The sequence below is a fragment of the Enterococcus avium genome (assembly GCF_002891025.1).
In the GTDB taxonomy this organism is placed as follows: domain Bacteria; phylum Bacillota; class Bacilli; order Lactobacillales; family Enterococcaceae; genus Enterococcus_A; species Enterococcus_A avium.
The window spans coordinates 387,827-411,059 of record NZ_NBSL01000003.1; the positions used below are offsets into that span (position 1 = coordinate 387,827).

26 protein-coding genes and 1 tRNA gene are annotated in these 23,233 nt (G+C 39.3%); 17 read left to right on the forward strand and 10 right to left on the reverse strand.

Annotated features, from left to right (window positions below; translation table 11 throughout):
• Positions 1 to 18: 18 nt before the first annotated feature.
• On the forward strand, positions 19 to 756 hold the full coding sequence (locus AUF14_RS17560) for a C39 family peptidase (protein WP_176675404.1): 738 nt from the start codon (positions 19 to 21) through the stop codon (positions 754 to 756).
• Between the two features lie 227 nt (positions 757 to 983).
• On the forward strand, positions 984 to 1,346 hold the full coding sequence (locus AUF14_RS17565) for a universal stress protein (RefSeq protein ID WP_102866314.1): 363 nt from the start codon (positions 984 to 986) through the stop codon (positions 1,344 to 1,346).
• A gap of 60 nt (positions 1,347 to 1,406) precedes the next feature.
• Here AUF14_RS17565 and AUF14_RS17570 read toward each other — a convergent pair whose 3' ends face one another.
• The gene (locus AUF14_RS17570; RefSeq protein ID WP_227656378.1) at positions 1,407 to 2,156 is read right to left on the reverse strand and encodes a hypothetical protein; all 750 of its coding nucleotides are present in this window, start codon (positions 2,154 to 2,156) and stop codon (positions 1,407 to 1,409) included.
• Positions 2,157 to 2,215: 59 nt separating this feature from the next.
• On the opposite strand from AUF14_RS17570, the gene AUF14_RS17575 reads away from it, so the two are divergent.
• Both AUF14_RS17575 and AUF14_RS17580 read left to right on the forward strand, forming a co-directional pair.
• Positions 2,216 to 2,476, forward strand: a complete 261-nt coding sequence (locus AUF14_RS17575) for a hypothetical protein (protein ID WP_048718478.1) — start codon at positions 2,216 to 2,218, stop codon at positions 2,474 to 2,476.
• 626 nt (positions 2,477 to 3,102) lie between these two features.
• Positions 3,103 to 3,528, forward strand: a complete 426-nt coding sequence (locus AUF14_RS17580) for a universal stress protein (protein WP_102866315.1) — start codon at positions 3,103 to 3,105, stop codon at positions 3,526 to 3,528.
• Positions 3,529 to 3,556: 28 nt separating this feature from the next.
• Here the strand turns inward: AUF14_RS17580 and AUF14_RS17585 are convergent, their stop codons facing one another.
• The 6 genes from AUF14_RS17585 to AUF14_RS17605 form a co-directional block, all read right to left on the reverse strand.
• Positions 3,557 to 5,002 carry an IS1182-like element ISEfa7 family transposase gene (locus tag AUF14_RS17585; RefSeq protein WP_456151922.1) on the reverse strand — a complete coding sequence of 482 codons (1,446 nt, stop codon included), beginning with the start codon at positions 5,000 to 5,002 and terminating at the stop codon, positions 3,557 to 3,559.
• A gap of 115 nt (positions 5,003 to 5,117) precedes the next feature.
• The gene (locus tag AUF14_RS17590) at positions 5,118 to 5,378 is read right to left on the reverse strand and encodes a hypothetical protein (RefSeq protein WP_102866317.1); all 261 of its coding nucleotides are present in this window, start codon (positions 5,376 to 5,378) and stop codon (positions 5,118 to 5,120) included.
• Complete coding sequence (locus AUF14_RS17595) at positions 5,365 to 5,619, reverse strand: DUF5960 family protein (RefSeq protein WP_016178861.1); 255 nt, start codon at positions 5,617 to 5,619, stop codon at positions 5,365 to 5,367. The genes AUF14_RS17590 and AUF14_RS17595 overlap by 14 nt, the downstream gene beginning before the upstream one ends.
• A 188-nt stretch (positions 5,620 to 5,807) precedes the next feature.
• A complete protein-coding gene (locus AUF14_RS17600; protein ID WP_102866318.1) occupies positions 5,808 to 7,520 on the reverse strand; it encodes an autotransporter outer membrane beta-barrel domain-containing protein in 1,713 nt (570 codons plus the stop codon).
• A 124-nt stretch (positions 7,521 to 7,644) separates the two neighbouring features.
• Positions 7,645 to 7,727, reverse strand: a tRNA-OTHER gene (locus AUF14_RS22380).
• A gap of 62 nt (positions 7,728 to 7,789) precedes the next feature.
• Positions 7,790 to 8,161, reverse strand: coding sequence for a hypothetical protein (locus tag AUF14_RS17605; RefSeq protein ID WP_102866319.1), 372 nt, complete (start codon positions 8,159 to 8,161; stop codon positions 7,790 to 7,792).
• 206 nt (positions 8,162 to 8,367) lie between these two features.
• On the opposite strand from AUF14_RS17605, the gene AUF14_RS17610 reads away from it, so the two are divergent.
• Positions 8,368 to 8,805 (forward strand): universal stress protein, encoded by a 438-nt coding sequence (locus AUF14_RS17610; protein WP_048719820.1) that lies wholly within the window; start codon positions 8,368 to 8,370, stop codon positions 8,803 to 8,805.
• Between the two features lie 19 nt (positions 8,806 to 8,824).
• Here the strand turns inward: AUF14_RS17610 and AUF14_RS17615 are convergent, their stop codons facing one another.
• Positions 8,825 to 9,148, reverse strand: coding sequence for a DUF960 family protein (locus AUF14_RS17615; RefSeq protein ID WP_016178857.1), 324 nt, complete (start codon positions 9,146 to 9,148; stop codon positions 8,825 to 8,827).
• A gap of 322 nt (positions 9,149 to 9,470) precedes the next feature.
• Between AUF14_RS17615 and AUF14_RS17620 the strand changes: the two genes are divergently transcribed.
• The 3 genes from AUF14_RS17620 to AUF14_RS17630 all read left to right on the forward strand — a co-directional run bounded on the left by AUF14_RS17620 (position 9,471) and on the right by AUF14_RS17630 (position 12,275).
• Positions 9,471 to 10,658 (forward strand): IS110 family RNA-guided transposase, encoded by a 1,188-nt coding sequence (locus AUF14_RS17620; protein ID WP_002297293.1) that lies wholly within the window; start codon positions 9,471 to 9,473, stop codon positions 10,656 to 10,658.
• Between the two features lie 301 nt (positions 10,659 to 10,959).
• Positions 10,960 to 11,847: a diacylglycerol/lipid kinase family protein gene (locus tag AUF14_RS17625; RefSeq protein ID WP_102866320.1), complete on the forward strand. Its 888-nt coding sequence runs from the start codon at positions 10,960 to 10,962 to the stop codon at positions 11,845 to 11,847.
• A 20-nt stretch (positions 11,848 to 11,867) separates the two neighbouring features.
• Positions 11,868 to 12,275 carry a pyridoxamine 5'-phosphate oxidase family protein gene (locus AUF14_RS17630; protein WP_102866321.1) on the forward strand — a complete coding sequence of 136 codons (408 nt, stop codon included), beginning with the start codon at positions 11,868 to 11,870 and terminating at the stop codon, positions 12,273 to 12,275.
• Between the two features lie 44 nt (positions 12,276 to 12,319).
• Here AUF14_RS17630 and AUF14_RS17635 read toward each other — a convergent pair whose 3' ends face one another.
• Entirely contained in the window at positions 12,320 to 13,579 is a 1,260-nt protein-coding gene (locus tag AUF14_RS17635; protein ID WP_049220290.1) for an MFS transporter, read from the reverse strand.
• 424 nt (positions 13,580 to 14,003) lie between these two features.
• Here AUF14_RS17635 and AUF14_RS17640 point away from each other — a divergent pair, with 424 nt between their 5' ends.
• The 6 genes from AUF14_RS17640 to AUF14_RS17665 all read left to right on the forward strand — a co-directional run bounded on the left by AUF14_RS17640 (position 14,004) and on the right by AUF14_RS17665 (position 18,820).
• Positions 14,004 to 14,576: a glycerol-3-phosphate responsive antiterminator gene (locus tag AUF14_RS17640; protein ID WP_227656379.1), complete on the forward strand. Its 573-nt coding sequence runs from the start codon at positions 14,004 to 14,006 to the stop codon at positions 14,574 to 14,576.
• 106 nt (positions 14,577 to 14,682) lie between these two features.
• The gene (locus AUF14_RS17645) at positions 14,683 to 15,459 is read left to right on the forward strand and encodes an SDR family oxidoreductase (RefSeq protein WP_102866322.1); all 777 of its coding nucleotides are present in this window, start codon (positions 14,683 to 14,685) and stop codon (positions 15,457 to 15,459) included.
• Positions 15,460 to 15,536: 77 nt separating this feature from the next.
• The gene (locus AUF14_RS17650) at positions 15,537 to 16,658 is read left to right on the forward strand and encodes an ABC transporter ATP-binding protein (protein ID WP_102866323.1); all 1,122 of its coding nucleotides are present in this window, start codon (positions 15,537 to 15,539) and stop codon (positions 16,656 to 16,658) included.
• An 11-nt stretch (positions 16,659 to 16,669) separates the two neighbouring features.
• Positions 16,670 to 17,290, forward strand: a complete 621-nt coding sequence (locus AUF14_RS17655; RefSeq protein WP_102866324.1) for an ABC transporter permease — start codon at positions 16,670 to 16,672, stop codon at positions 17,288 to 17,290.
• 4 nt (positions 17,291 to 17,294) lie between these two features.
• The gene (locus AUF14_RS17660) at positions 17,295 to 18,203 is read left to right on the forward strand and encodes an osmoprotectant ABC transporter substrate-binding protein (RefSeq protein WP_016178849.1); all 909 of its coding nucleotides are present in this window, start codon (positions 17,295 to 17,297) and stop codon (positions 18,201 to 18,203) included.
• Positions 18,203 to 18,820, forward strand: coding sequence for an ABC transporter permease (locus tag AUF14_RS17665; protein ID WP_016178848.1), 618 nt, complete (start codon positions 18,203 to 18,205; stop codon positions 18,818 to 18,820). The genes AUF14_RS17660 and AUF14_RS17665 overlap by 1 nt, the downstream gene beginning before the upstream one ends.
• A gap of 19 nt (positions 18,821 to 18,839) precedes the next feature.
• Here AUF14_RS17665 and AUF14_RS17670 read toward each other — a convergent pair whose 3' ends face one another.
• A complete protein-coding gene (locus AUF14_RS17670) occupies positions 18,840 to 19,556 on the reverse strand; it encodes a MurR/RpiR family transcriptional regulator (protein WP_102866325.1) in 717 nt (238 codons plus the stop codon).
• Between the two features lie 213 nt (positions 19,557 to 19,769).
• Between AUF14_RS17670 and AUF14_RS17675 the strand changes: the two genes are divergently transcribed.
• The 3 genes from AUF14_RS17675 to AUF14_RS17685 all read left to right on the forward strand — a co-directional run bounded on the left by AUF14_RS17675 (position 19,770) and on the right by AUF14_RS17685 (position 23,193).
• Positions 19,770 to 21,257: an FAD-binding oxidoreductase gene (locus AUF14_RS17675; RefSeq protein WP_102866326.1), complete on the forward strand. Its 1,488-nt coding sequence runs from the start codon at positions 19,770 to 19,772 to the stop codon at positions 21,255 to 21,257.
• 221 nt (positions 21,258 to 21,478) lie between these two features.
• On the forward strand, positions 21,479 to 22,267 hold the full coding sequence (locus tag AUF14_RS17680; protein ID WP_102866327.1) for an electron transfer flavoprotein subunit beta/FixA family protein: 789 nt from the start codon (positions 21,479 to 21,481) through the stop codon (positions 22,265 to 22,267).
• On the forward strand, positions 22,267 to 23,193 hold the full coding sequence (locus AUF14_RS17685; RefSeq protein ID WP_102866328.1) for an electron transfer flavoprotein subunit alpha/FixB family protein: 927 nt from the start codon (positions 22,267 to 22,269) through the stop codon (positions 23,191 to 23,193). Before AUF14_RS17680 ends, AUF14_RS17685 begins: the two co-directional genes overlap by 1 nt.
• Positions 23,194 to 23,233 lie beyond the last annotated feature (40 nt).

Below are 23,233 nucleotides of genomic sequence, written 5' to 3' on the forward strand. Positions count from 1 at the left end.
ATTTCGGATGGACTATTAATGTTAGGTGATGAAATGAAGAAAAAAAGAATCGTGATTCTGCTAATTTTCCTAGCAGTGGTTAGTGGAGGAATTTATTTTGCCCAAGGGAAGAATGAACTGACGGAACGGATTGTGACACCTCAACAAAAAAATAAAATCGTGTTAGATGTTCCCTTAGAGAGCCAGTTTGATGATGTTGCCTTGGAAAATGGTTGTGAGGTTACGGCTCTTTCGATGCTATTGCAGTATTACGGTTACGATACAGACAAAAATGAATTGGCAGACGAACTTGATTATCAGCCGTTGTATACAGAATCTGGTAATCATGGAAATCCCCATCTAGGATTCGTAGGGGACATTACCGGTGGAGATGAAGCGATGGGTGTAGCTGTAGAGCCGATTGCAAAATTAGCTAAAGAATATGTGGCGGATGATTATCGTGTAGTCGCGAGTAACAAAAAATCATTCAATAAAATCATGGCTATCGTAGCCGGCGGCACACCAGTCTGGATCGTCGCGACGGTGGACTTCCAAGTGCCAAAGGACAATGACTGGTTGTTGTGGGAGACAGATCAAGGAAGTATGTATGTCACGCCATTAGTCCATTCAGCCGTTATTACTGGCTTTGATCGTAAGGAAAAAATTGTTTACGTTAATGATCCTTATGGGTATCAAAATCGTGAAATTGATTGGTCTGATATGAAGCAAGTCTATGAGGAATCTGATCAGCAGTCATTGTATTTAGAAAAAAATTAGTCATTTTTTACCACGTCAAGTCATTTTGAGGTGGTTTTTTAATGTTCTGTGAGTAAAATTTTTCGTTGTGAGGAACATTGGTATTATAGGCTTATCACGGTTAAAAAGAGCTTACAAATGCTTGCCCGCTTGTAATACTAGAATAAAAAGGGGAAAGGCTTATGAATGAACGCTATTACAATATTTTGGCTGCAGTAGATGGATCGCCACAGGCTCATCAAGCATAAATGGAAGCTGTTGAAGCCGCACGTCGAAATAACGCACGTTTGTATATCGCACAGGTGATTAATAGCAGCGGCTTACTACTAAATAGTGCAACGCCAATCGCCCAAATAATCGAAGAAGCGAAGAAAGCCGCACTCAAATTGTTAGAAAAAGAGTTTTCAGGAATTGAATATTACAATAAACAAATGATCACTTGTGTGGGAAGTCCTAAAAAGGCTCTTTGTTTTGAACTACCTGAGGTATATAAGATTGATCTGATCTATATTGGCGCTACTGGTAAGGGAAGACTTGAACGAATGCTTGTCGGATCAACCACCGATTATGTTGTCAATAATGCTCCTTGCGATGTCATGGTCGTGAGATAAAAATAGATTTATAATCCAAATTAAACAACTAAATTAAAACATCTAAAAAGGGCTGATAGATTATTCAACCCTTTTTGTGTTAAGTATTATTAGTGATCGTTGTGCCTCAGGAATAAATTGTTCTTCCTCCACTAAAAGTGCTTTACTTTGGGGAAAAGCTGAAAAGCAGATCAAAAATTTCCACTGAATCAATAAGTCTGATTTGTATGAATTTCTAATTTCAAGTAGAGATTGATAATTTTGTACAGTTGCCAAACTGGGATTATAAAAAGCCATATAACCGATCGCATCAATCAACTCCCACAGCTTAGAATTTGGAAGCTGTGTTGCAGCTTTTAAAAGAACTGGAAAAATCTCTGGTTTCATACGTCCCAGTGATCGAGCAATCAAATCTCGCGGCAAGGGAAAAGATTTCTTTTTTGAAGGAGCCACTGGGAAACGGTGCTGATTTGTTCCAATTTCGGCAAGAAAAGAAATCATTTGCTGAGCAGTCATTGAATCGCCGCTTTCTAGTTTTTCCGTAATGGCTAATCGAGTGTAGAGGGCTGGTTCCTTCATCAAAGAATGCAATAAAATGTTTACTGTATCACAATTTATTGGCAAAAGCTTTGCAGAGATAGTCCGTTCGTGGGCTTCTTTTGAAGAAAGTAACTCTATTAATTCTGCAAGTTGTTTCTCTTTATATGGAAATAGTTCATTATTTTCAGCCCATCCACGTCGTTTACGCTGCATATAATTATCCAAGTGATTCACTTCCTTTTTAAGAGTATAACAGAAATTCTCGTTATGTAATTTTGTGTTTTTATTCACAAAATCGTTGATTTCTGATACTCTCTATGATATTATCGAAAAAAGAAGGAGTGATGGGTATGAAAAAAGTAGTCGCGAATCCAATGGAGTTGCGAGATGCTATTCGTTGCGAGAAAAGAAATATTTCAATCACGGGCGGCTTTGCTAAGATGATGCAGCCATTAGCAACGGAGAAAGAAGTGGACGTTGAAAAACTAGATTTACCGACTTTTGTTAAGTTAGCTTTGGATCCTACCACCATGGAGACCTTATCTACTGCTTATCGAGTTGCTACCAAAAATGGAAATGCTGGTGTTGAACTAGAATACGTAAAAATCTAATTTTTTTCATCTTTCTTGTGAAAATAATATCAAACTAGAATAGTAATATCCTTGTAGTAATATGCTTCAAGGATATTTTTATAAGAACTAAATCGGCTAAATATATTGATAAAAGTAATTTTTATAATTTGTTTCTAATGTAATTAAAAAAAGGGAATACTTTTATGGAATAAAAATATTTAGTAACATTCAGAATAAATTTAAAAATGTTAAAAAAACAATTCGTAAAATCACCAAAATTGCAAAGAAATCTGTTAAAATATGAATATGAGGAAGACCTCTCTCAATCTTTCTTAGCTAGTTTTATTTGACTAGCATCCCCTTTAAGCACCTTGTGATCAAGGTGCTTTTTGTGGTTATAGGAAAAGTATTAAATTTTCACATGATTAAATCGCTTTACAACAAGTATATGCATGTTCGGCTTTTGTGGGTGGTATATGAGGAAATGAACCAATGATTTTATGCTGAAGTAATTATTAACGATAATTGATCTGTAGGTTTTCTTATTAAAAAAGGATATCTAGTAAAGTCGTCGTGTCCTAAAAGATATTAATAAAGAAAGCGTTTACTATTTGCTGTACAAATATAGTCTGAATTCGTTACAATAGAAAAAAGGGGGTCTTATTATGAAGGAATCATACAAAAAAATACTTGTCGCAGTTGATTCATCCGAACAGGCACGTCGAGCCTTCCAGGAAGCTATCGAAGTCACCCGCAGAAATGATGCACATTTGTATATTTTAATCGTATCTGACACCAATCATTTAGGAGCTGAACCTTACGCTGTAGATCATATCGTAAAGGAAGCACAAAAAGCTGCAAGTACTGTTGTGGAAGCATTAGAAAAAGCGATCCCAGAGGATATCTCCTATAACACTGTCGTTGATGATGGAAATCCAAAAGCTAAAATTGTTGCTTTTGCAGAAGAGAAAAAGATTGATTTGATTTTGATGGGCGCTACCGGAACGGGAACTTTCTCTCGGTTATTATTAGGTTCTACAACAGCATATGTTGTCAATAACGCACCATGTAACGTAATGGTCGTTCGATAAAAAAGAAGCCAGCACATTTTGTGCTGGCTCAGACTGTAGACAAAAGCTGTTCCAAACTCGTAACTCGAGCTTGGAACAGCTTTTTATCTACTTCGTTTCGAATTTTTGAACAAAAAAATAAAGGCTCCTTGCCTTTCCATAGCCAGGTGGCTAATTTCTTTAAATTCATTGCAGCAAACACTAGCATCGTATGCGTCGCGACTTTTTCCAAGCCTCGATACTTGGTCCAACGCATCCCATGCTTTTCTTTTGCATCCGCAAATATTCGTTCAATCGTTTGTTTCCGTTTTTTGTAAATTGATTTATTCAGATCCGTTAGGCGAAGATGTTCCACTTCATCCATCAGATCTCCCCAAACATGTCTCGTGATGACTCGTTGATGATTTTTACTTTTGGTACATTGGTTTAGCAGAGGACAGTTCACACATTCTTTTGGATTGGATTTGTATTCTCGGTACCCTTCTCGAGTAACCGTTGAAAAAGCGAGCATTTGATCTTGCGGACAAATATAACAATCAAAATACTCGTCGTAGAGAAACTCATTTTTTGATAATAGCCCCTTTTTCCCTTTGGGCCTTGAATAAGGCAAACAAGGTCGAAGGTTCAAATGAGTCAAAAAGTGAACAAACTTAGGTGTCTTATACCCAGCATCAGCGACAACACAATTGATTTCAGGAAAAAGTCTCTTCGATTGTTTGACGAGCTGAAAGGCGACTTGACTGTCATGAATATTTCCAGGAGTGATGATTGTGCTAAGAATAAATCCGTTGTCGTCGCATGAAGTATGGGCAGAATAAGCAAATTGTTTTTCTCGTTCGCCTTTGACGTAGTAGCCGCTTTCCGGATCAGCCTTACTTATTCTTCTTTCTTTCAGCTTCACTTCCTTTTCTAAGTCCAAAGTAAAAGGGCGTTTTCCGGCCTCTATTCGTTGACGATTGATCTCATCTTCTAATTCATCCTGATAGGCTTTCGCTTCATCGTGGGTCATTTCTTTCGTAAACTTATGTTTATTGGCGTTAGCTTTGATGTGGGTAGAATCAAGATACAAATGATCCTCTGTTACAAAACCTGCTTTAACTGCTTGTTCTAAAATATAGGCAAAAATATCCTCAAACACCGTCGTTTCTCTAAATCGGCGGACATAATTCTTTCCAAAAGTTGAGAAATGGGGGATTTTCTCCTCGAAGGAATAGCCTAAAAACCAGCGGTAAGCGACATTGGTATCGACTTCCTTAATGGTTTGCCGCATGGAACGGATACCGAATAAATACTGAATAAACACCAATTTGATCAGAATCACTGGATTGATACTTGGGCGACCTAAATCGGAGTAAGTGGCTTCGACGATTGGATAAATAAATTCAAAATCAAGCGCGGCATCAATCTTTCGAACGAGATGATCTTGAGGAACTAGATCATCAATCGTGAGCATCGCAAATTGATTTCTACCGTTCGTATTGTTTTTAGACATCATAACTATCACTCCTTGCATTCGTTTTCATAAATCTATTATAAAAGAAAAGACTGTAGACATCATCCATAAAACGGACTTTGTCTACAGTCTGAGCCAGCACATTTTGTGCTGGCTTTTAGCTTGCTGTTTGATAGTTTTGAATATCATTCATTAATTTGGTTCTGCCTAAGACCGCGTATTTTGCGACAATAAATTGTCCTCGGGTATTTCGTTTTCCTAATACAACAATTTTCATACCAGCTTCGACATCTGCCAAAAAATTTAATGAATGGGTGGCAATCAGACAGTTGATGTTTGTGAGTTGAAAATAAACTAAAGGCTGTTGCGAGAATTGAATGATTTTTAGTTTCGTGACAGTGCCTTTAATTGACTCCATCCTTTTTCCTCCTTGTATGAATGCCTTTGAAAACGAGCTCGTCATTTCTACGTTCAAACTGAAAATAGATATCCTTTTTGCGACCGGTCTTTTTAGCAGGGATGACAAAATAATCACGATTTTCGGCATCCATCTTGGCGGTAATTTGGCTTAAAAATAAAGCTAGTGGCAGGGAGTCTTTTACTAAAGAATCATACGTTCGGTAAAATATTTCAACAGAATCTGGACTAATCATAGACATGGTCATCACCTCAAGATTATTATACGAACATTTGTTCGATAAGTAAAGTGTTAAGTTGAAGTCTTTTAAAATAAAATACGCGAAGAAATGAGAAATTCTGCTTCGAGAATGTCATATGAAAGTTAAGGCTGAAAGATAAGAGAAGCACGCTTGCAAAGGACAAGCGTGCTACGTATTTTTAAAAGTATTTAGTGTCTACGTTTGGTTCTTTTTCCCATTTTTTTCAGGACTAATGCCCCTGCTATAATGATTACCCCACCGAAAGCAATCCATAGAGGATAGTTTTCTTGTTTATTAGATTTGACAGCTGTAGTAGGTTTTTTCACGCTAGATGTAACTTCAGCTACGGTATTCTTTGTGTTGCTTGTTTTGGTTGTGTTGCTTTCGTTGGTAAAGGAGGTTGATAAATGATAATGCTGGTCAAAGTCTGTTCGGTCAATAGATGGTTCGCTTAATTGGTTGTTCTCATTTAAATTGGTTTGAGTCGAGTATGTTCCAGTGACTGTTAATGTTGTTGAACCAGTTCCTTCTACGACGGTTTCGCCATCTGCTATGATCGTCGCGGATTTTCCATCCTCGTCAACAATTTCGCCGCCTGTCTCCAAATTTAAGTTGGTTATCTGTGAATCGGCGGTCATTACCCATTTAGACGTTTTATCAATTGTTACAGTGATCGGGGGTTCACTGGCTGCGGTATTCACTTCGTTTGCAGTGATTTCGGTCTCGCCGTTGTAAGTCGTTTCTTCGGTTAAAACGAGATTGAGACCGCTAATAGAGTCCACACTGATCTTACCGGACAATTCTTGATTGATTCCAATAAAGTTCACTTTGCCGCCATTACTGCCGGCTGTCCCCCAATTATTGGCATTATTTCCCTGAATCGTTAATAGCGCTGCCTTTTCGCTATCAAAATCTAACGTATTATCCTCCAAGATAATGTTGGCTTCAGTATTTGTTACATAAAACATCGTACCTTCAGTGGCACTTTTCAAAGTGGAATTAACGGCTTCAAAATTTGCTGTTTCACCAGTGGATGCTTCGGCATCACCTGACGTGGATTGATAGATAATTACACCGTTTGCGACAGGATCACTGCCTGTTGTTCCGGTTAACTTGCTGATTAATTCAGAATTGTAGATTTGAATGGAGTTATAGCCTTCCATACCAGCAATCTGGCTGCCCGTAGCCGTACCTTTGACATTACTCACTTCAATGTCACCCGTGGAATATAGTAGAGGAGAGCCTGAGCCTTGTGTTGCAAGCTGGCTATCAGTGACTGAAACATTTCCGCCGCCGCGATCTGTTGCTAACGCAGCGCTATGATCGCCTTTGGTGTTGACGGAGGTTTTGTTGGCAATGATGGTGCCGCCGTAGGTTGCATCCATCCCGCGGGAATTGTCCGATTCTGTCGCGATGGTATTGTCATTTGCATAAATCGTTCCGCTATCTGTTGCGAAAAGCCCATTACTTCCTTTATCGTTAGCAGTTAATTGACTGTTAGAAAGATACGCAAAGGAATTCTCGTTTACTGCCAACAGGATTGAATTCAATCCATAGAAATTGCTATTGTCATCGTTAGCACTTGCGCCGGCTTTTTCTAATGTACTTTTCTCAAGCGACAAGGTTCCGCCATTTTTTACTAAGGCAGCATTTTCGTCATTGCCGTCAGAGCGTTGCTTTTCGGAATTAGCTTCTATTTCCTGATTATCAGCGATTAAGCTGCCCTTCATCTCTCCTGTATAATCATAAGTCATAGTATCTACGCCACCCATTCCACCGCCATCTGGTGGAGCGGCGGGAACACTGCTTTGTTCATTAGTGAATCCGATAATAGGGAATGTGGTTGTACTTAACACTAAAGTGCTTATTAGTGTAATGATTACTGACTGCTTTTTTTTCAAAAAAACGCCTCCTACTAATTTCTTCTTGTGTCAATTGTAGAAGGATAACCTTAAATGAGCCTAAAAAGGTTGAATCATTGATTTTTTCCGAAAAAAAAGAAGCTTCTCAGCTTCTTTTGAATTATGTGGATGACAGGAATCGAACCTGCACCTCTATCTTAAATGCGGACTACATCATTGAACGAGTAAAACACCAAGTTCATCCACGATTACAAGTATAGCGATTCTTGTGTGGATTTGAAAGAGGTCTCTCAGCAATTTAAAAAATATTATACTTTGAGTTTTTTCTCGTATTCCTCTGAAAATTCCTTTACAATGAGCCAGCCGTAGCTTTCAGTGATGGCGGCAGCGGTGGAGCCATTAACAATATTACCTGCAACAGGAAGTTTTCCGGCAAGGAAACGTGCGGTCATTTGTCCAGCTTTTTGAGCTAGAAATTGGGTGGCAAGAGCTTTTGCGGCACCTTGTTCGAGTTTAATATGAAAAATTTTTCCCAAAGCAATCACCATAGCGGTTTGGATTGGTAATAAAACGGTGGCATCAGGAAAAGGCAATTGTGCCATTCCTGCCCCAACACCTGCTGCGGCAGTGGATGCGCTATGAATAATGAAATGGGCTTTTCTTCTTTGGGTTTTATTCATCTCTGATTCTCCTTACTTCTCTGGATAATTCATGTAAAAAATTGGATTGAGGCAAGTCTAGCATTTCATCACAAAAAGTACAATTTTTCAGCTGGTTTTTTAAGCAGTTTTAATGATTAGACAGTGAAAAAATAAAGAGAAATGGTCATTTTCATTTTTCGAAGAATCAGTAGAATGATAAAATAAAGGTGAAAGGGGCGGCAAAAATGGTTGATGAATATAAAAATATTTTAGTTGCTGTAGATGGTTCAAAGCAGTCAAAAAAGGCGTTTGATGAAGCGATCAATATCGCGAAGAGAAATAGGGGCAAGTTAACTCTGGCAACTGTGATTGATACGGCTAGTTTCAGTGGAACAACCGGCGGAAATTCAATTCCATTGATGCAGGAAGTCCATGAAAGAGCGAAAGGGATTATCACAGAACTAGAGCATCATCGGATGGCAGAGGAGCAGGAAGTTCACCTAACTTCTCAGATCATCGCTGGTAATCCTAAACGAGAGATTGTTGAATTGGCGAAAAAACTGGATACGGATCTGATTGTGATGGGGGCAACCGGATTGGGCGCGCTTTCCTTGTTGCTGGTCGGTTCTACAACTGCTTATGTCGTTAATCAAGCACCTTGTAATGTAATGGTCGTAAAATAAGCACAAAAAAAACGCCTGACTAGTCGGACGTTTTTTCATCTAGTGTCATAATCAATTCATTTCCATCATCATAGACATACATGATTTTAGGAAATTCGATCTCTTCGTATGCTTCAACATAAGGTGCAGTGATCCCGTCTGAAAAGTAAGGTTCACTTTGGGAGTAAACGACACTTAAAGTACGAGCAATTTTGTTTTTAAAAAAGTGAAAACGTTGTGGTGAGGTAAGCGGCAACCCCTTCATCGGACGCATAAAAATCATATGCCATATTTCCTGCTGCATATGTTCAGGAACAGTATTAAAAGGAACCTCACTTCTTCGTGGTTTTGTCGGTTCAAACATTTTTCTCAACCCTTGTATATTAGAGTTAGGGTTTTAACCTTCCGGTTTTGATTGGATAACCCTATGAACCATCGTTATTTTAATTTGGTATTAACTCATTTCTTTTGAGATAATATATTTATTGGATTGAGAGGCTAAGCCGTTCCCCCCTTGGGTCATTGAACCCGCACTCGAGAGACTGGCTCCTCTCTCTGATAAGTGGATTGCGTATGAGTTAGATGTTGAAAGTCCTTACTTTACTCCGTATCTCGTACAAGGTAGTGACGCTTTTCAGTTGAGTGGATTTCAATCCAAAATTCTTTTTTTGAAAGGTCAGATATACATGTACTTTTTAGGCATTGATATCGGTAAACGCACTCACGTTGCTTCTATCATGAACGAGGAAGGAAAGGTATTACTAAAAGGTTTTTCATTTCCTAACACCACTGAAGGAGCAGAGTCATTAATTGAGCGAATGGTCGACTATTCCGGAGCACCCAGTGACTTTGTTATAGGGATGGAAGCCACGGGGCACTATTGGCTGTCCATCTTTTCATACCTTCACGAATCAGATTATTTGATTCACGTTGTGAATCCCCTTCAAACAGACGGATGGCGTAAAGGTACAGAAATACGGAAACGAAAAAACGATATTATTGATTCTGTTTTGATTGCTGACTTAATGCGCTATGGCTCATTTGTCGAAACGGTCTTATCCGATGAAAATGTTTTTTCTTTGAAACAACTTTCTCGTTACCGAACTTATTTAGTAGGTACAGCGAGCGACTTCAAAAGAAAAATTATAGCCGTATTGGATCAAGTCTTTCCAGAATACGCGACGATTTTTACCAAGCAGGGCGTTTTCGGAAAAGCTTCTAAAGAGTTATTGCTGGCGTTTAGTGCCCCGATCGACTTAGAAAACATTTCCTCAGAAACTTTGGCCCAATACTTAGCTGAGTTAAGCAGGAACCGAATCAAGGCAGAAAAAGCGGACCAATTGAAGCAAGCAGCTTCTAACTCCTTTGGAGTAAAATTTGCTCAAGAAGCGTTCACCTTCCAACTACGTTCAATGATTGAACAATTAAAATTCATTGAAAGCCAAATAAAGGAAACGGAAAGAGAAATCAAGCACATAATGGACACTTTAAATTCTGTTATTCTCACAATTCCTGGAATTGGTCCTATAAACGGTGCGACTATTCTTGGTGAGATCGGAGATATTCAAAAATTTTCTAACCCGAAAAAACTCGTTGCTTACGCTGGGATAGACGCTTCCGTGACACAATCAGGGCAATATGAGGCAACGCATAATGTTATGAGTAAACGAGGGTCTCCATATTTGCGAAAAGCCTTGTTTTCGGCGGCTTTAGTAGCTTCTCAATGTGATCCTGTTTTTAGTGCGTTTTACCAGAAAAAAGTTTCCGAAGGAAAACATCATCTAACTGCCTTAGGTGCGGTTTCTCGTAAGCTTTGTTACGTGATTCATGCTATTTTGACTAAAAACGAGCCTTATATAATTGTTTCTGATTAGCTATTGAACATTCAAAAAAACTAATGGTAAGAAGCTTATTTGTTGTACCCTTTTTTCGGAATTATCTGTTATAAAATATTTTTTGATTTGGCTAATTTTTACTTGACTCTATATAGTTAGTCTCTCTTAGCTTTATCATATCAGGTTTTACGAAGAAAAAAAGTCAAAGCAATCAAATTCTTACAAATTAGTTCGTTGAAACAGTTTTTTTAGGTTAAAAATGATAAGGTGAAAGGGAACAGATAAAGATTTTTAACTGATAAAAAAATTCTTACTTAACAAATGAACGAGGGTGAAAAAGATGCGTTATGGAATTTTTTTTAATCCGAATGCAGGAAATGGGAATGCTGAAAAATTAGCAAAAAAAATGCAAGAAAAATTTAAACAGGCTGGACACGAAGGTGAATTTTTGACTGCCCCTGATCCTGAAAAGGCAGTTGAAACAGTGAAAGAGGCCATTGAAGAGTATGACGGAATCGTGGCGATTGGCGGAGATGGTTCGTTGAACATCGTGGGGACAGCATTTGTTCAAGCAGGAAAGGCAATACCTCTAGGAATTATCCCAGGCGGAACCATTAATAATTTTGCCAAACGCTGGCATTTGCCAATGGATGAAGAGGAAGCGATGGATATAATCATTGCAGGGTATCAACGTAAGGTTGGGATCGCAGCCTGTCAAGATCGGCAAAAAGCTGTTATCAGCTCTTTTACTTTCGGATCGTTTGCGGATATTTCTAATGAGGTTCGACAGAGCGAAAAAAAGAAATTCGGTTTAATCGTCTATCCTTTAAAGGCCTTGAAGCAGCTTGGCAAAGATAAGTCTTATCCGGTAGAGATTAAGACGGATAATTTTCATGAAAAATTGGAGGTCTGGTTCTCCTTGGCGACGACTACTCATTCAATTGGCGGAAGGACTTATGTGGATTCAGATTATGATGAACTTCATGTCAGCATTTTGCACAACATGCGTTTTCGTAAATTATTCCAGCTTATTCGACTTATCTTTACGGGACGTTTAAAAGATTCAGATACGCTGACGTATTTAGAAACCAACACGTTGGAATTAACGCCTTTAACAGATAAAAAGATCTATTCTCGAATCGATGGCGATAAAGGCCCAGCTTTACCGTTAACAGTGGAATTTTTGGCAGATTTTGTGCCGCTTTATGTACCAGAAAATAAAAAGTAAAAGATAGGAGGCTTTTGGAAATGGATAAAAATATGGAAACATTATTAGCTAATGCCGATACATTTACACTGATCACGATTGATAATCGCGGTTTTCCCAATGCAATTGCTGTTTCACCGCCGCTTGAGCGGAATGACTTTTACTATTTCAAGTTCTATATTAATGGGGATGGTCGAACTGCTGAAAACATTCGACACAATCGTACTGGCAGTCTCTTCTGTTTTGACAAAGACAAGCATGAGAGCATTGCATTAAAGGGCTATTTGTTTGTTGAGGAGTTAGTTGAGTATAAAAAATTGGCCGCCCAGCTGAACGAATTTCAAAAAGATTTGAATTATGAACATCCAGTTATTGCCGTTTTTGAGACCTTGAGTGTCAAACACTATGAAAACATGCATGGAGAATTTCTAGATGTACCTGAGCAGTAAAAAAGTCTCTCCCGTCAACTAGGTTGTGGGAGAGACTTTTTTGCTTAATCGACCTTAGCTGCAATTGTACCTGAAGCTTTTGCTTTTTTAATGATTGTCGTGAGGATGACAGAGAAGATAATACAGCCAATCCCCATGGCGATCGCATACATGAACATCATGTTGAAACCTGCTTTACCAGGATTTGCATCTAGCCAGCCACCAATCATGGTATACATGAATACATCTGGCAGATAACCTAAACAAGAAACAATTCCAGAAACTCTACCAGTCAGTTCAACTGGGAAACCAGCGTCATCAATGATCGCAAAATATTGACTACGTACTACATAGATTAGGAATAATCCGAAGATGAAGTTCGCAATGATAGCGGTCAAAAGACCAGCGCTATCTGGCAATATGAGAAAACCAGCGAAGCAAAGCGTCAGCAGACCTGCACCACCAATAATTACACGGATTCGAGAGCCCATTTTATCGGCGATAATCCCACCAATGATCCCGCCGGCAGCTTGAACTAAATAACGTATTCCACCAAGTGTCGTTCCACCTGCTACAGACAAGCCGTACACATTGATTGCATACGTATTAATATAGCCTAAAATTCCGTAAATACTGTAAGCAAAGAAAACAATAGCCACTAATACCCAAGTTCGAGGCATTTTCAATGTTTTGAACATACCGATGACGATTTTAGAGAGTGGTTCTGTATGTGTTTCTGCTGCTGTGTCTTCAATAACAAACCAATTTAAAATACCAATAATAAAAACTGTGATCGCACATACTCTAATTGCCCAAGTTGTCCCTAGAATCTCATTTGAAAAACGACTGTAAACAGCGGTCATTCCAAATACCAATAAGGCATTTAAAAGTCCACGTAAACCTTCCTGCCAACCAAACAAACGTCCTTGTTCGGAACTGTCACCCAACATTCGTGTAGCCTTGATTGCGGCTGACCAATAGGTGATGATTGTAGAAATTCCCATCAAAATGAAAATAATCCGGCTGATCTGAAAACCTGGAAATGTCGAAAACCACCACCCCAAAACACCAGTTGCTAGGAATGAAACCGTCAGTAATTTTCGAGCAGAGAACTTGTCTGCAACGACCCCACCGACAAAGTAAGAAAATGTTGCCATTGTAGCATAACCTGACGAGAGCATCCCCATTTGTGCATTGGTCAGATCCATTGCTTTTTGGATTGGCACATAAAAGGTTTCCCGAATGTAAGGAAGCTGAAAAATAATCCCAGCACCGGCTGAAAGTAGTAACAACGTTCCCCATTTTTTTACTGCTTGCTTGTTCATATAACACCCTCCTGCTTGTGAATTGTTCTGTAAAAAAACGCAAAAAAGAAGCAACGCTTAAATAAGCGTTACTTCTCTCTGCTCTCCAGTAACACCCAAAGTATAGAATTTTATGAAAGCGATGTCAATGATTTTTGAAATAAAAAAGAATCGATGTGCTAGATTCTATTAAATTTTTTTAGAAGAAAGTCTAGAAAATGCTGATGTTTCAATGTGTTTTCCAGGTTTCTTTTTTTATTATAGGATTGACGAAACTAGCGTTATCCATTAGACTGTGAAAATACAGAGATTCAAAAAGAAATAAAATCGAAAAAATGAAAAAATATACTTTACAATATTCATAGCTTGTATTGTAAATTATTATGAACGAGTTTGTGATATCATCTTTAATGAAAGCGTATTAAATTACTTGATGGGGATAAGGATGGAAATGAAAAGAAAAATTATTCAGATGATGGAGGACAATCCATTGATTGCTGCCATCAATAATAAACGTAGTTTTGAAAAGGCCTTAACCTGTGATAGTGATATTATCTTTGTCTTGTATGGAGATGTTTGCAGTATTGTTGACATTGTTGATCGCTTGAAAGAGGCAGGTAAGATCGTTATGGTAGATGTTGATTTGATTGATGGCTTAGCCACGAAGGAGACGGCTGTCGATTATTTGAAACGAGCCACCAAAACCGATGGGATTATCAGCTCAAAATCAATCTTACTAAGAGCGGCGAATGCGCGAGGGCTATTTACCATTCATCGATTCTTTTTGATTGATTCGAAATCCTATCATAATCTGCCGAAACAACTGGGAACCTCAAAGGCGGATGTAGTGGAGGTTTTACCAGGAGCGATGCCAAAAGTTTTATCTTGGGTGCAAGACGTCGTGGATGTGCCGATTATTGCTAGCGGGTTAGTATGTGATAAGGAGCTAGTAATGACCGCCTTACAAGCAGGAGCAGTGGCGATTTCAACAACCAATATGGATGTTTGGGAAATATAAAAAAATAAAAAACGGTAGTTGATGCTAAGAGGACAGAGAAAAGCGGACACCAGCTTATTTGGTGTTCGCTTTTTTGTTTTGGATTATTACTAACGGAGGGATACAAATGGAAATCACAGAATTCAACATGGATTTTTTCTCATTAGCAGGAAAAGTAGCTATTGTAACAGGTGGAAATACTGGGATCGGCCGAGCGTTTTCACTGGCTCTGGCAAAATGCGGAGCAAATATTCTTGTTCCAAGTTTGATCGATGATGATGGAACGACACAAAAAATTATTGAAGAGACGGGTTCCTGTTATGTTTTTATGGAAGTAGATTTGACAGAAGAAGGGGTGCCTCAACAGGTTATAGAGCATTGTGTCGAAGTCTTCGGTACAGTAGACGTGCTAGTAAATTGCGCAGGACTCTATTTCTCAGACGATGTACTCAGGTTTGACCGCTCAAAATGGGATCCGATGATTCAATTGAATTTAACGGCGGCCTTTGAGATGTCTCATGAAGCAGCTAAGGTAATGATTTTACAAAAAAGCGGCAAAATTATTAATATCTGTTCATTGTTTTCATTTTTAGGCGGACAGCAATCCCCAGCGAATGTTGCAGCCAAACACGGATTAGTTGGTTTGACCAAAGCTTATTGTGATGAACTTGCTGGCTATAATATCCAAGTCAATGGTATCGCTCCAGGGTACTTGACAACGGATATGATGAAAAATGACCGTGAAGATCCAGAAATAACTCAACAGATTTTGGCTCACGTTCCGGCCAATTACTGGGGGAGCCCAGCAGATTTGATGGGAGCATTAGTCTATTTAGCAAGTTCTGCCTCAAATTTTGTTAATGGACATATTTTGCCTGTTGATGGCGGCTACTTAGTACGTTAGTTGTACGTTAACTTCAAACATTGCGACGAATTATCTTCGTTGCAATGAATTACATAATGGATGGAGGAATCATTACTATGATCGAGTTCGAACAAGTAGAAAAAAGGTATGGAGAAGATGCGATCGCTGTCCATCCTTTTGATTTGACGATCGAAGATAATCAATTTATTTGTGTTATTGGCACTAGCGGGAGTGGGAAAACAACGTTGGTACGAATGATCAATCGGATGATCGAACCGTCAAAGGGCAGTATCAGGATTAACGGACAGGATGTCACAAAACTAAACGAAGACGAACTACGGCGACAAATTGGGTATGTGATTCAAAATATCGGACTATTTCCCCACATGACAATTCGAGAGAATATCATGATTGTACCGAAGCTGCTGAAATGGAGTGATGAAAAAAAATCGGGAATTGCTGAACGATTGATTCAACGGGTTGATCTACCGTTGGATTATTTGGAACGCAAGCCGAAAAATCTTTCAGGAGGCCAGCAGCAACGGATCGGTGTCATTCGGGCGTTAGCAGCTAGTCAAGATATTATTTTGATGGACGAGCCTTTTGGTGCGTTAGATCCCATCACTCGTGATGCACTTCAGGAGATGATCAAGGGCTTGCAGCAGGAGATGAAGAAGACAATTGTTTTTGTGACGCATGATATGGATGAGGCGATCAAGTTGGCGGACAAGATCATTATTATGGATCATGGAGAAATTGTTCAGTACGACACGGTTGAAACAATCCTAGAGCATCCAGCCAACGATTTTGTGGAAGAATTGATTGGGAAACGAAAACGTAATAGTTATTACAACAATGAAATGACGGTTTCAGACTTGATGGTGGATCGCGTGCAAGCAATTTCTATTAGTAAATCAATCACTGATGCGATTCGGCAGATGTCAGAAAATAAAGTTGATACACTGCTGGTAGTGGATGATCAGTACTGTTTGAAAGGTTTTGTCGATATCAATTTTATTGAGCGGAATATCTCCAAGCTGAAACCAAATACCTCTGTTTTCGAGGTAATGGAGACAGACACGGCTAGTGTAAATCAAAAGGAACGAGTAGCTGATGTGATCGGCCCATTAATTAATCACACGTATAAGTATTTGCCAGTAGTGAATGATGAGGATCATCTTGTGGGAATCGTTACTCGTTCGTCGTTGGTCTCGCTCGTACAGGAACAATTGCAATAGGAGGTGGTTATGTGAATTTTTGGTCTGAATACGGCAGTGAAATCTTAATGAAACTCTGGGAGCACTTTTATTTGTCTTTTTTGGCAATTTTCTTGGGTATTCTTGTTGCCGTTCCTCTAGGAGCAGCGCTAACTCGTTTAAAAAAAGGCTCTGAAACCGTCATAAAAGTGGTGGGGGTATTTCAAACAATCCCGTCATTAGCATTGCTGTCAATTATGATTCCTTTTTTTGGAATTGGCAAAATTCCAGCAGTGATCGCTTTGTTTTTGTATTCCCTCTTGCCAATCCTGCGAAATACTTATGTCGGAATAAGATCTGTTGATGCGACTTATTTAGATGCTGCTAAAGGAATGGGTATGTCGCAAATGCAACGCCTTTTACAAATTGAATTGCCCTTAGCGATGGGTGTCATCATGGCGGGGATTCGCGTGTCGACAGTTTATGTGATCTCTTGGACGACTTTAGCTGCATATATAGGCGCAGGGGGATTGGGTGATTATATTTTTAATGGTTTGAATCTTTATCGAATGGATCTAGTGTTGATGGGGACAATTCCGATCACGCTATTGGCCTTGCTTTCTGACGCATTATTGAAACACTCTGAACAAAAACTGACGATGGATCGAGGGTGAGTCGATGAAAAAGCGAATAGTACTTTTAGCAGCAATACTTCTGCTTTTTGGAAGCTTTATTGTGAGTAATTATTCCGCCAAAGATGACACACTTACGGTGGCTGGCGGAGTAACTTCAGAGTCGCAAATTTTAGGCAATATTGTGGTGGAACTGCTGCAACATTCGACCGACCACAATGTTGTTTATCTAAATAATTTAGGTTCAGCCAACTTAATGCATGAAGCAATGTTGCGAGGCGATTTAGATATAGCGCCGACTCGTTATACTGGAACAGACCTGATTGGAACCCTTGGATTACCTACGGAAAAGGAGCCGGATAAAGCCCTGGAAATTGTTCAACGAGAGTTCGATCGACGCTTTGGTTTTGACTGGTTTCCAAGTTACGGGTTTTCCAATCAATTTACGTTTATGGTAACGCAAGAAACGGCGAAGAAGTATGGCTTAAAAAAAGTTAGTGATTTAAAAAAATGTGCAAGTAAAATGCGGTTAGGCTCCGACCAAACCTGGTATAAACGAGAAGGTGATGGATATAAGGGATACACGGAAGCCTATGACACGAAATTCCAACGAGTTTATCCAATGCAGGTGGGCTTGCTTTATGATGCTTTAGTTGCTAATGAACTGGATGTGATTTTAGGCTATTCGACCGATGGAAGGGTCGGTAGCTATGACCTTGTAATGCTAGAAGACGATCTGAAATTTTTCCCGCCTTATACTGCGAGTGTCGTTGTTTCGGGAGAGACACTGAAAGAATATCCAGAACTCAAACCGATCTTGTTGAAATTACAGGACACGATTGATACCAAAACAATGCAACAGCTGAATTACGAATCGGATAATGAATTGTTGGAGCCGAAGATTATCGCACGTCGTTTTTTGGAGAAACATAACTTTTTTGAGGAGGGAAGCTAATGTTTGACAATTTAGTGACATATTTAAGTGAGAACTCCTCGTACCTAATCACACAATTCGGTGTTCACGTTTATATCTCAGTAATTGGTGTTGTGTTGACCTTCTTGATTGGGTTTCCTTTAGGAATAGTATTGTCTGAACGGCCAAAAATTTCGGATATCGTAATCGGAATTATCAACGTAATTCAGACGATTCCTTCAATCGCGATGCTGACTATGTTATTGATCTTGATGGGGCTGGGACAAAATACAGTGGTGGCAACAGTTGTTTTGTATTCGTTATTACCGATTGTGAAAAATACTTATGTTGGATTAGTCAATGTCGACCCGATGTATATTGATAGTGCCAAGGGTATTGGGATGAATCGCTATCAAATCTTGTATATGATCAAAATTCCTTTGGCCATGCCGGTAATTTTTGCTGGTGTGCGCAATGCGTTGGTAATCTCAGTCGGGATCACGACAATTGGTTCATTTGTCGGTGCAGGTGGCGTCGGTGACGTGATCTTGCGGGGGATCGCGATCACGGATGGCGGACCGATCATTATTGTCGGCGCTGTTTTATGCGCCTTTATCGCCATGATGATGGATTGGCTGTTTGATTGGATGATGAAATAAAAGAAGACGGTCGCGATTATTAGCGATCGTCTTCTTTATTTATACTTAACTTTCGAACAACTTCCTCGATATACATCAGCAGGATTGTCCGCGTTTTTTCATGAGATTTTAGTTGTTCGTCTTGATGCGACTTGGTTAAAAAGATAATCTCACTGGCATCTAAAGATAAATTCGTGTTCATTTCTTCCATCACCAGTAAGGATTTTGCATGGTGCTTTTTGGCTTCCTCAAACAAGGGATCAAAGCTGGCGAATTTCCCAGCAACTGAAAAGGTTAGCAGCAAGGAATTCTCCGTCAATAAATCTGGAATTAGTGAAGGTTGGCTGACGCGGATGACATTTTTGTTCAAGGTGAAATTGAGCTTGTATTCAAAGTATTCCATACAGAAATTGGTCGGGCCATAGCCAAAAAGCAGGATTTTCTCTGATTGCTGGATGAGATCGGCTAGATAGTCGACCGAGGATTCGTCGAAATTCTCCATGAAATTTTGAATACGTGCAAACTCGCTATTTAATTTCTTCTGTTTGATTAATTCTTTGCCGGTCAGAAAACGAAAATATTCTTTATAGCCGGAAAAGCCCATTTTCTTAACCAGCTTAGAAATCTTTGAAGGGGAAACCTCCGTTAGTTTCGCTGCTTCGGTAATTGTCAAGTTTGGCTGAGACTGACTTTCTTTTATCAGACGGTTATGGATTTTTATTTCCAAATCGTTTAAACGATCCAATTGAATTTTCATTCTGAATGGGCTCCTTTACATTCTATGTCTTGACAATAGAATAGCATAGTCTATTTAAAAAAAGCAATCATCTTATGGAAAATTTTCCAAATATATAAATAAAATCGCAAAAACGTAGAAAATCTAATTAAATTTTAATGTAAAATGGTTTTTAGCCCTTTATACTGAATTCAAGAAAAGCGCTTTCTAAAAAAGATGAATGGAGTTAATTGAATGAATTCTGAAACATTGGTGAAAGAAGCAATTATCAAAGATATAAAAAATATTGTTTCTGACAAACAAGTCGTCACAGATCACGAGACTTTATACGACGCGGCCTCTGACCGTTATCGTAAATACATGAAAGCAAAAGGTGTTTTAGATAATCCGCTGCCGACTGCAGTCGTTTATCCAAACAATGTCGAAGAAGTCAAAGATTTATTGATGTATTGCAACGAGAACGATATCAATGTGATTCCGCGAAGTGGTCAGACTGCGACTGAGGGTGGCTTGGAAAACTGGAAGGACTTGGCATTAGTGATCGACGGTTCTCACATGAATAAGATATTGAAAATCGATCCTTATAACATGCAGGCGACTGTTCAAGCAGGTGTGCCGCTGCAGGCGTTGGAAGATGAGTTAAGAAAAATCGGCTACACGACAGGTCATTCGCCACAATCAAAACCAATCGCACAATATGGCGGATTAGTCGCAACACGTTCAATTGGACAATTTTCAACGTTATACGGCGGGATCGAAGATATGGTGGTGGGACTTGAATGTGTCTTCCCGAATGGTCACATTTCTCGCATCAAAAATATTTCTCGTCGTGCAGGCGGTCCAGATATTCGGCACATCGTGATTGGAAATGAAGGAACGCTTTGCTATATCACAGAAGTTACGGTGAAGATCTTTAAATATTATCCAGATAATAATAAATTTTATGGCTATCTAGTAAACGATGTAGAAGATGGTGTAAAAGTCCTGCGTGAAGTAATGGTCAACGGTTATCGTCCATCGGTTGCTCGGACCTATTCGCCAGAAGATGCGCGTCAGCATTTCTATCATTTTTATGAAGGAAAATGCGTCTTGATTTTTATGGCAGAAGGACCTGCAGGAATTGTCGAGGCAACGGGTAAAGGAATCGAAGAAGCGGTTGAAAAATTCAAAGACGGCATCGTCAAGCAGGTCGATTCTCAATTGATCGAAAACTGGTTTAATCAATTAAATTGGACACAACAAACGATTGACGATGAAATCCAAGGTATGATTGACAACGACAAGCACGACGGCTACACCACCGAAGTTTCCGCAGATTGGGAAACAATCACAAAAATTTACAACAACGTCATAAACAGAATTCGCAACGATTTTCCTCGTGCGGATGATTTAACGATGTTGGGCGGGCACTCTTCTCATAGTTATTTGAACGGAACGAATATGTACTTTGTTTACAACTACGAGATCAACTGTGAACCAGAAGATGAAATGAAAATCTACCATCATCCGATTCAAGCAATCATTGTGGAAGAAACACTGAAATTAGGCGGTTCGATGTGTCACCATCACGGGATTGGGAAATACCGAAATGAATGGACAAAAGAAGAACATCAATCGGCGTACTACATGCTAGAAACCTTGAAGGAAGCATTTGATCCAAAAGGTGTTATGAGTTTCGGAAATATCTACCCAGTTCAAGAAGGCTATAAGTATCAGAAATAAATGATTTGTTCAAGGGCGAATCTTTGCCCTTGAATGAAGGGATAAAAAATATCAGTTCTGCTTTTAGCAGTATATAACGCACAAAGCGCGTTAAAAATATATGGTAAGGCAAATGCACGAATCGAACAGTGTAGCAGAATGATATACGGCGTGAAAAGCAAACTAATTTTTTGAAAAAAAATTAATCCATTAAAATGAACAAGTGAACAAGGAGGGCTTGAATGAAAATCATTTGTTTAGTCAAATTTGTGCCAGATACAGAGAAGTTTGAATACGATTATGAAACGGATAAGATCAATCGTGAGACTTCTCGTATGATTCTAAATCCAGATGATAAAAATGCCTTGGCATGGGCCATGAAGCAGAAAAAACAAGATCCCTCCACATTTGTAGAAGTCGTTTCGATGGGACCGTTGAAATTGGAAGAGGAAATGAAGGATTTTGTTCGCTTAGGTGCTGATAAAGCTGTTTTGATAAGTGATCGACGGTTTGCTGGGAGCGATTCGCTGGCGACTAGTCGGATCATTTCCAGTTATTTGGCTTCACAAGAGTATAATGTATTGCTTACTGGTACACATACTTTAGATGGGGGAACCGGACATATGGGTCCGCAAATCGCAGAAATGTTGGGATTGAATCAGTTTTCTAATATCATCGCCATCAAAGAAGTGAATCAGGAATTTTCGATTGTGGAGGCTTTGCAGGAAGAAATGACTTACCGTTTGAAAATTCAAAATCCCAGTGTATTAAGTGTGACACATCAAATGAACTTGCGTTTAGGTTTTGTACGTTATGAAAATATCGGTAGAAACGTGGATGACCAATTTGCATTGGTAGATAATGAAGTTTTGCAGTTGCCGGCAGAGCAGATTGGCGGTAAGGGCTCGCCAACGAAGGTAAGAAAAAATATCGTGGTAAAACGTGAGCAGGTAGAACATAAGGTAGTGAAGGTCGACGACGAAGGTATCGATGAAGTGGTTTGTTTTCTCAAAGAAAAGGGGTACTTATAATGTTTAAAGGACTCATTTTGATTGATAATGAAAATATAAACTACTCATTGGACTTGATTGATGTGGTGAGACGTTTGGCCGGCAATGAAGAAGCCTGTATTTATGGATTAGGAATTAATTTGCCTGAAAAAGTAAAGGGACTTGATGCGGTGATCAGCGTTGAGGCACCAGCTATCCAAATGAAGGATAGTCGCGTATTGACGGATATTATTCAGCAAGTCCATGAAGAATATCAATTTGACAGCATTATTATTCTCGCAACGGATTTTGGACGAATGGTAGCACCACGTTTGGCGATGCGGATTGAGGTAGGATTAGTGGCTGATATTACCGATATCGATGTCGACAAACGTGGGAAGAAATTGATCCGGCCAGCTTTTTCAGGCAATATCATGGCAAGTATCGTCTGTGAATCCTCACCGATCATGGCTAGTGTCCATCCGAATGTTTTTCACACAGAAGACTTGAGTACAGAACCAGAGATCGTCAAATTTATACCGACAGATTTGAAAGCGTCATCAATCGAAGTGCTTGAAATTATAGAGAGTGAACAGACGGCAACAGATATTCGCGAGGCTGACGTGATTGTTTCAGCGGGCGGCGGTTTTACCCAGCCGATCGAACAATTGCAGGATTTAGCGAAGGAATTGACCGGCGTTGTCGCAGTATCGAAACAGCTTGTGGATCGTAAAAAAGCCCCGCGGGAAATCCAAGTGGGACAATCGGGCAAGACTGTCAGTCCGGAACTCTATATCGCTTTAGGGATTTATGGATCAACTCAGCATATTGAAGGGTTAAAAAATGTAAAAGAGATTATTTCGGTGAATACGGATCTTGGGGCACCAATGAATTATTTAGCCAGCCTCGTCGTTCATGGCGATGCGGCGGAATTTGCAAGGAAACTAAGTACCAAACTTAAGGAATAATCCCAATCGGGTAAAAAAATAAAAGGAAAAGAAGGTAAAC

Coding starts and splice junctions, on each gene's coding strand:
- AUF14_RS17645 (WP_102866322.1), top strand. CDS start 14,683: ATGGAAATCACAGAATTCAACATGGATTTTTTCTCATTAGCAGGAAAA.
- AUF14_RS17635 (WP_049220290.1), bottom strand. CDS start 13,579: ATGAACAAGCAAGCAGTAAAAAAATGGGGAACGTTGTTACTACTTTCA.
- AUF14_RS17685 (WP_102866328.1), top strand. CDS start 22,267: ATGTTTAAAGGACTCATTTTGATTGATAATGAAAATATAAACTACTCA.
- AUF14_RS17605 (WP_102866319.1), bottom strand. CDS start 8,161: ATGAATAAAACCCAAAGAAGAAAAGCCCATTTCATTATTCATAGCGCA.
- AUF14_RS17565 (WP_102866314.1), top strand. CDS start 984: ATGGAAGCTGTTGAAGCCGCACGTCGAAATAACGCACGTTTGTATATC.
- AUF14_RS17675 (WP_102866326.1), top strand. CDS start 19,770: ATGAATTCTGAAACATTGGTGAAAGAAGCAATTATCAAAGATATAAAA.
- AUF14_RS17660 (WP_016178849.1), top strand. CDS start 17,295: ATGAAAAAGCGAATAGTACTTTTAGCAGCAATACTTCTGCTTTTTGGA.
- AUF14_RS17595 (WP_016178861.1), bottom strand. CDS start 5,619: ATGTCTATGATTAGTCCAGATTCTGTTGAAATATTTTACCGAACGTAT.
- AUF14_RS17620 (WP_002297293.1), top strand. CDS start 9,471: ATGTACTTTTTAGGCATTGATATCGGTAAACGCACTCACGTTGCTTCT.
- AUF14_RS17585 (WP_456151922.1), bottom strand. CDS start 5,002: ATGATGTCTAAAAACAATACGAACGGTAGAAATCAATTTGCGATGCTC.
- AUF14_RS17590 (WP_102866317.1), bottom strand. CDS start 5,378: ATGGAGTCAATTAAAGGCACTGTCACGAAACTAAAAATCATTCAATTC.
- AUF14_RS17615 (WP_016178857.1), bottom strand. CDS start 9,148: ATGTTTGAACCGACAAAACCACGAAGAAGTGAGGTTCCTTTTAATACT.
- AUF14_RS17610 (WP_048719820.1), top strand. CDS start 8,368: ATGGTTGATGAATATAAAAATATTTTAGTTGCTGTAGATGGTTCAAAG.
- AUF14_RS17640 (WP_227656379.1), top strand. CDS start 14,004: ATGGAAATGAAAAGAAAAATTATTCAGATGATGGAGGACAATCCATTG.
- AUF14_RS17560 (WP_176675404.1), top strand. CDS start 19: ATGTTAGGTGATGAAATGAAGAAAAAAAGAATCGTGATTCTGCTAATT.
- AUF14_RS17680 (WP_102866327.1), top strand. CDS start 21,479: ATGAAAATCATTTGTTTAGTCAAATTTGTGCCAGATACAGAGAAGTTT.
- AUF14_RS17625 (WP_102866320.1), top strand. CDS start 10,960: ATGCGTTATGGAATTTTTTTTAATCCGAATGCAGGAAATGGGAATGCT.
- AUF14_RS17580 (WP_102866315.1), top strand. CDS start 3,103: ATGAAGGAATCATACAAAAAAATACTTGTCGCAGTTGATTCATCCGAA.
- AUF14_RS17575 (WP_048718478.1), top strand. CDS start 2,216: ATGAAAAAAGTAGTCGCGAATCCAATGGAGTTGCGAGATGCTATTCGT.
- AUF14_RS17650 (WP_102866323.1), top strand. CDS start 15,537: ATGATCGAGTTCGAACAAGTAGAAAAAAGGTATGGAGAAGATGCGATC.
- AUF14_RS17670 (WP_102866325.1), bottom strand. CDS start 19,556: ATGAAAATTCAATTGGATCGTTTAAACGATTTGGAAATAAAAATCCAT.
- AUF14_RS17665 (WP_016178848.1), top strand. CDS start 18,203: ATGTTTGACAATTTAGTGACATATTTAAGTGAGAACTCCTCGTACCTA.
- AUF14_RS17630 (WP_102866321.1), top strand. CDS start 11,868: ATGGATAAAAATATGGAAACATTATTAGCTAATGCCGATACATTTACA.